6 protein-coding genes are annotated in these 5,706 nt (G+C 64.3%); 5 read left to right on the top strand and 1 reads right to left on the bottom strand.

Features of this window, described 5'->3' with window-relative positions:
• The 3 genes from Q376_RS22040 to Q376_RS0109185 all read left to right on the top strand — a co-directional run.
• Positions 1-423: ABC transporter permease (locus Q376_RS22040; RefSeq protein WP_043447129.1), on the top strand; the 423-nt coding region annotated here is incomplete at its 5' end.
• Between the two features lie 82 nt (positions 424-505).
• A complete protein-coding gene (locus Q376_RS0109190) occupies positions 506-1,585 on the top strand; it encodes an ABC transporter substrate-binding protein (RefSeq protein ID WP_245598932.1) in 1,080 nt (359 codons plus the stop codon).
• 133 nt (positions 1,586-1,718) lie between these two features.
• Positions 1,719-2,783, top strand: a complete 1,065-nt coding sequence (locus Q376_RS0109185; RefSeq protein WP_027350064.1) for an ABC transporter substrate-binding protein — start codon at positions 1,719-1,721, stop codon at positions 2,781-2,783.
• A gap of 40 nt (positions 2,784-2,823) precedes the next feature.
• Here Q376_RS0109185 and Q376_RS0109180 read toward each other — a convergent pair whose 3' ends face one another.
• On the bottom strand, positions 2,824-3,501 hold the full coding sequence (locus tag Q376_RS0109180) for a GntR family transcriptional regulator (RefSeq protein ID WP_027350063.1): 678 nt from the start codon (positions 3,499-3,501) through the stop codon (positions 2,824-2,826).
• Positions 3,502-3,695: 194 nt separating this feature from the next.
• Here Q376_RS0109180 and Q376_RS0109175 point away from each other — a divergent pair, with 194 nt between their 5' ends.
• Both Q376_RS0109175 and Q376_RS22035 read left to right on the top strand, forming a co-directional pair.
• A complete protein-coding gene (locus Q376_RS0109175) occupies positions 3,696-4,979 on the top strand; it encodes an NAD(P)/FAD-dependent oxidoreductase (RefSeq protein WP_043447124.1) in 1,284 nt (427 codons plus the stop codon).
• Positions 4,980-4,999: 20 nt separating this feature from the next.
• Positions 5,000-5,706, top strand: a 707-nt coding sequence (locus tag Q376_RS22035) for an ABC transporter ATP-binding protein (RefSeq protein WP_043447127.1), incomplete at its 3' end; no start/stop codon positions are given.

Here is a 5,706-nt window from a genome sequence, read left to right as displayed (position 1 = left end):
TGGCTGCGACCGGGGATGACGACGATGATCATCGCCCATGTGACCTTCCAGCTGCCGTTCGTGGCGCTGGTGGTGTACTCGCGCTTCGTCGGGCTCGACGCTTCGCTGTTCGACGCGGCGAAGGACCTCTACGCGAGTCCGTGGAAGCGGGCGGTGCACTTCATCATCCCGGCGATCAAGCCGGCGCTGGTGGCGGGTTTCTTCCTGGCCTTCACCTTGTCGTTCGACGACTTCGTGATCAGCTTCTTCACTTCGGGGCCCGAGAGCGCGACGCTGCCGATCTACATCTGGGGAGCGATCCGGCGGGGTATCTCCCCGGAGATCAACGCGATCGGCGCGCTGATGATCTTCGCAGTGATGATCGCGGCGCTTTTGAGCCTCGCCTTCACCCTGCGCTCGCGCCGTCGCGAAGGGGGGCTGTGAGAAGAGGTGCGGTGAGCGGGGCGATGCGCCGGGACGCTCGCTCTCCACTTCTGAGCCAACGATAGCCACACGAGGAATTTCGATGCCCATGCGCAAACTCGCAGCGCTTCTCCAGGTCGGTACCCTGACCTTCATGAGCGTCGCCCTGACGCCGGCCCAGGCCCAGGCGCGCGAAACGCTCTACCTGTTCAACTGGTCGGAGTACATGGACCCCGAGATCATCAGCGAATTCGAAGCGCGCTACGACGTCGACGTGGTGCAGAGCTACTTCGGCACCATCGGTGAGCTCTACGCCCGGCTGCAGGCCGGAGGCGACTCGCAGTTCGACGTCATCGTGCCATCGAACTACTACGTGCCGAGGCTGGTCAACGCAGGCCTGGTGCAGCCGCTCGACAAGGACAAGCTGCCCCATCTCGACAACCTGATGCCGCGCTTCAGTGATCCCGACTACGATCCGGACGGACGCTACAGCGTCGCCTATCAGTGGGGCACCACCGGGATCGTCTACGACACCCGTGCCTTCCCCGATGCGCCGGAGAGCTGGAGTTTGCTGTTCGACGCCGACCAGAACCCCGACCAGCCGTTCGCGATCCAGGGCGATGGCAACGTGATGGTCGGCGCCGCATGCGCCTATCTCGGTCACGGCTACGACTGCGCCGACCGCGAGAGCTGGCTGGAGGCCGGCAAGCTGCTGCTCGAGACCAGGGGGCGTTCGAACTTCACCGGCTTCGTCGACGGCACGCCGGTACTGCAGCAGCTCGCCCGCGGTATCAACCGGGTCGGGGTGAGTTTCAACGGTGACTTCCTCAATGCCAGGAACGAAGATCCCGCTGGCTTCGAGCATCTCGCCTACATGATTCCCCAGGAGGGCGCCGAGCTCTGGGTCGACAGCATGATGATTCCGAAGAACGCGCCGCACCCGGACCTGGCGCACAAGTTCATCGATTTCATCCTCGAGCCCGAGATCGGCGCCCGGCTTTCCAACTGGACCTACTACTCGACGCCCAATCAGGCGGCGCTGGCGCTGCTCGACGACGAGCTGCGCGAGTCGCCCTCGCAGCCGAGCGAAGAGGAGATGGCCCGGCTGCACGCCCTGCCCAGCCTCGACGGTGCCGAGCTGGCCGCGTTCCAGCAGCTGTGGAACGAAGTGCGTTCACGCTGAACTCCATGCGCCGGGGATTGACCTTGGCGTCGTTCTCCGGCTTATAGTCGGCGGGGTCGGAGCCGTGCCATCCGGCCAGCTCCGCCCGAGTCTTCCATGCGTCGCCCAATCCCGTCTTGCGAGAAAAAAGTCTATGAACAAAAAGCGCAGCTCGTCTTTGATTGCAGGCCTTGGTGCCCTGCTGCTGGTTACCCAGGCTCAGGCCCAGGAGACGCTCTATCTGTTCAACTGGTCGGAGTACATGGACCCCGAGATCATCCAGCAGTTCGAGCAGCGTTACGACGTCAAGGTGGTGCAGAGCTATTACGGCTCGCTCGGCGAGATGTTCTCACGGCTGCAGAGCGGTGGTACTTCGCAGTTCGACATCATCGTGCCGTCGAACTACTACGTGCCCAGGCTGATCGGCGCGGGTCTGGTCCAGCCGCTGGACAAGAGCAAGCTCTCCAACGCCGGCAACGTGATGGAGCAGTTCGCCGATCCGTCCTTCGATCCGGGGCTCGAGTACAGCATTCCCTACCAGTGGGGCACCACTGGGATCGTCTACGACACCACCGCTTTCCCCGATGCGAAGCCGAGCTGGTCGCTTTTGTTCGATCCAGAGGTCAATCCGACCCAGCCGTTCGCCATCCAGCAGGATGGTCAGGTGATGATCGGCGCGGCCTGTGCCTATCTCGGCAAGGGCGGAGACTGCACCAGCCTCGATGACTGGCGCGCCGCCGCCCAGCTGGTGCTCGAGACCCGCCAGCGTTCGAACTTCTCGGGCTTCGTCGATGGTACGCCGGTGCTGCAGCAGGTGGCGCGCGGCACGGTCAAGGCGGGGATCACCTACAACGGCGATTTCCTGCTCAAGAAAGACGAGGATCCAGAGGGATTCGCCAATCTCGCCTTCATGCTGCCGGAGGAGGGGGCGGAGATGTGGGTGGATTCGATGATGATCCCGAAAAACGCACCGCACCCGGAGCTTGCGCACAAGTTCATCGACTTCATCATGGAGCCTGAGATCGGCGCCCAGCTCTCCAACTACAACCAGTATTCCTCTCCGAACCAGGCCGCCGAGCCGCTGCTCGATGACGCGCTGCGCGAGCCGCCGTCGCTGCCGACCGACGAGCAGATGGCGCATCTCTACTTCAGCCCGAGCCTCGAAGGCGCGCAGCTGCAGCAGTTCCAGCAGCTCTGGAACGAGGTTCGCTCGCGCTGAGCCGCTCCTTGCGCCCTGCCTTCCGGCGGGGCGCATCCCATCACTGCGCCGAGACGCCGGCGTGCGTTTGCCGGGTCAGCAGCTCGATGCCCTGCTCGATGTCGGCGGCGATCGCATCGCAGAACGCCTCCCTGTCGCCTTCGTCCAGCGCCCGTATGATGCGCTGGTGATAGTCGTCGGCGATCCTGCTGCTGCGCCAGCGCGAGGCGATGAAGCGCATGCTGGGCCCGTACTGCATCCATAGCAGCTCCACCAGGGGCAGCAGCACCTTCGAGCCGGACAGGCGGTAGATATGGAAATGGAACTGGTAGTTGCCGCGCATGTAGGAGGACAGGTCGCCGCTTTCGATCGACTCGTCGATGCGGTCGTCGAGCTCCTCTAGATGGCGGATATCCTCCCGCTCGATATGAGGAAATGACTGGCGGCTGATCTGCGTCTCCAGGCTCTTGCGGGCATAGAGGATTTCATAGAATCGCTGCCTGCTGTGGGTGGGGACGATGATCTTCCTGCTGTCGGCGAATTCGAGCGCCCCCTCCGCCACCATCCAGCGTACCGCCTCCCTCGCCGGCATCATGCTGGTGCCGTATTCGGCCGCGATGCGCCGGATCGAGATCGCCTCTCCCGGTGCGAACTCCCCCTCGCACATCCGCAGACGCAGCTTTCGATGCAGCTCGGAAGCCACGGTCTTGAGTGAAAAATCTTCGTTGTTCCCGGCCATGGGAGGTTGCGGTCCTCGTTTGCTGCGACTCGGTCGATACGGCCCACATAGCGCCGGCCCGTCTTGCAAGACAAAGGCCTGAATGCTAGGGTCCAGCGAGGTGTGATCACACAATATCAAGCTTTCATCCGGTCACGCCATAGGCCTTATCGCCAGCTTCCGTTGCCTGTTCATCGTCTCTGCTTGGAACACAGATGCACTCGACCATCCCTCGTTCATCGGGCTGCCCATCGCCTTCGTACTATGATGCGACCCGCAGGGTCAGCCTGCCTTCGACGCCGATGCTCGAGGGCAGCTACCAGGCCGACGTCTGCATCATCGGTGGCGGCATCACCGGCTGTTCGGCGGCGCTGCACCTCGCCGAGCGCGGCTTCGAGGTGATCTTGCTCGAGGCGCAAGAGATCGGCCATGGCGGCTCCGGGCGCAGCGGTGGCCAGATCATCACCGGCATCGGCGCGGAAATGGCCCAGGTCGAGGCCACCCTCGGGATCGAGTCGGCACGCAGGATATGGGAGCTGAGCCGCGAGGCGGTGGCGCTCACCGAGCGGCTGATCGAGCGCCATTCGATTCCCTGCGATTATCGCAAGGGCTACCTCCACGTCGCCAACAAACCGCGCCATGCGCTGAAGAAACGTGCGCTGATCGAGCGCATGGCGCTGCACTACGACTACCATGCACTGACCTGGCTGGACCGCGATGCGCTGCGAGAGCAGCTGGTCACCGATGCCTACGTGGGCGGTGTGCACGACCCCGAGTCGGGCCATCTGCATCCGCTCAACTACACCCTCGGCCTCGCCCGCGCAGCGCTGCTCGCCGGTGCTTCGCTGCATACCTCGAGCAGAGTGATCAAAGTCGGCGACAAGGGCGCGGATGGAAGGTCGCGGGTGTCCACCCCGCGGGGGAGCGTCGCGGCCAGGTTCGTGGTCCAGGCCACCAACGCCTATTCCAGCGCGCTGATGCCGAAGCTCGATGCGAAGCTGATGCCGGTGACCAGCCATATCGTCGCCACCGCCCCGCTCAGCGAGGCCCAGGTCGCGGCTACGCTGCCCAGCGATGCCGCGGTCTCCGATGCGATGTTCATGCTCGATTACTACCGGCTTTCCGCCGATCAGAGGCTATTGTTCGGGGGGAGGCAAAGCGCCGCCAGCGCACGCCAGCGGATCGACAGGCTGTTTCCGTGCCTCGCCGGCATCGAGCTCGAGTACTACTGGAATGGTCTGGTGGCGATCACCTCCGACCAGACCCCGCATTTCGGTCGCATAGGGGATAACTTCTACTTCGCCCAGGGCTATTCCGGTCACGGCATGGCGCTGTCCGGCCTTGCCGGGAAGCTGATCGGCGAGGCGATCGCCGGGCAGGCCGAGCGCTTCGACCTGTTCGCGCGCTTCGATCCGCGCAGCTTCCCCGGCGGGGTGCTGCTGCGCAGGCCGCTGCTCGAACTGGCGACCCGTTACTACAAGATGCGAGACATGCTCTGATCTTGCTTGGAGACGTTTGGATGACAACTACAACAGCCGATGCTTCCTCCACCTCTCCATCGCACTCCGCAGTGCGGTCGGCGCAGGGGGATACCGTTCGCGAGGCTTCGTCGATCACCCTCAAGGGGCTGTCGAAGCGCTTCGGCAACGACGCCATCGCCCTCGACGGCGTCGATCTCAAGATCGAGGCCGGTGAGTTCTTCACCCTGCTCGGTCCCTCGGGCTGCGGCAAGACCACGCTGCTGAGGATCCTCGCCGGGCTCGACGTCGCCGACGATGGCACCGTCGAGATCGGCGGGCGCGAGGTCACCGATACCCCGCCGCACAAGCGCAGCGTCAACACCGTGTTCCAGTCCTACGCGCTGTTCCCGCATCTTTCGGTGCGCGACAACATCGCCTTCGGGCTCAGGATGCGCGGGATCAAGGCCGCCGAGCGCGACCGCCGGGTCGATGAGATCGCCACGCTGATGAAGCTCGATGCGCTGCTCGAGCGGCGCATCCACCAGCTCTCCGGTGGCCAGCGCCAGCGCATCGCACTGGCCCGCGCGCTGGTTAACGAGCCCGACGTGCTGCTGCTCGACGAGCCGCTCTCGGCGCTCGACGCCGGGCTGCGTGGCGATCTCCAGGTCGAGCTCAAGCGGCTGCAGCAGCGCCTCGGCATGACCTTCGTCTTCGTCACCCACGACCAGGAGGAGGCGATGGTGATGTCCGACCGCATCGCGCTGCT

This window comes from Halotalea alkalilenta DSM 17697, assembly GCF_000621205.1.
Classification (GTDB): Bacteria; Pseudomonadota; Gammaproteobacteria; order Pseudomonadales; family Halomonadaceae; genus Halotalea; species Halotalea alkalilenta.
Note: the sequence above shows the minus strand (reverse complement) of the source record. Positions and strands in the feature narration are given on the sequence as shown.

Coding starts and splice junctions, on each gene's coding strand:
- Q376_RS0109175 (WP_043447124.1), top strand. CDS start 3,696: ATGCACTCGACCATCCCTCGTTCATCGGGCTGCCCATCGCCTTCGTAC.
- Q376_RS0109185 (WP_027350064.1), top strand. CDS start 1,719: ATGAACAAAAAGCGCAGCTCGTCTTTGATTGCAGGCCTTGGTGCCCTG.
- Q376_RS0109180 (WP_027350063.1), bottom strand. CDS start 3,501: ATGGCCGGGAACAACGAAGATTTTTCACTCAAGACCGTGGCTTCCGAG.
- Q376_RS0109190 (WP_245598932.1), top strand. CDS start 506: ATGCCCATGCGCAAACTCGCAGCGCTTCTCCAGGTCGGTACCCTGACC.